Genomic DNA, 583 nt, shown 5'->3' on the forward strand with positions numbered 1-583 from the left:
GACATTGAGGCGCACCGGCGCGAGGTCGCCGTGCCAGCCCACCGCGTCCAGCGGGTTGAACGGGTAGGTCACGGTGGAGAGTGCGTCGCGGCGCTTGATGCGCACCAGCGTCTCCCGCTCGTGCTGCTGCCCGCGGAAGGCGTCGTCGATGGCGGGCGTCTCCAGCACCGCCGGGTCGAACTGCGCGTGCTTGCCGAGGATGCCGCGGTCGGGGAGCTGGAAGCTGCTGCCGGTGGCCTCGATGAGCAGGGCCGCGACGGGCTCGTCGCATTCGATGCGCCACATGGTGCTGCGCGGAAGCAGGATGTAGTCGCCGGCGCGGAAGGGCAGGTGGCCGTAGTCGCAGAAGAGGTGGCCCGACCCGGTGTGGATGAAGACCAGCTCGTCGCCATCGGCGTTGCGGGCCAGATGGTCCATGGTGCGGGGCGCACGCCAGAAGCGCAGGCGGCAATGCGCATTGTGCAGGATGCCGGCGGCGTCCCAGGGGCTGGGCTGCTCCTCGTTGATCCGGGCGAGGTCGAAGGCGCGGGGACGGAGCGGGCCCTCCCAATGCGTCCAGCCCGTCGGCGGATGGGCGTGGTGC

1 protein-coding gene is annotated in these 583 nt (G+C 71.2%); it reads right to left on the reverse strand.

Annotated elements, in window-relative coordinates:
• On the reverse strand, positions 1–583 hold a 583-nt coding region (locus AC1DWF_RS36840; protein WP_476843372.1), incomplete at both ends, for a homogentisate 1,2-dioxygenase.

Source organism: Aminobacter sp. P4_D5, assembly GCF_056401815.1.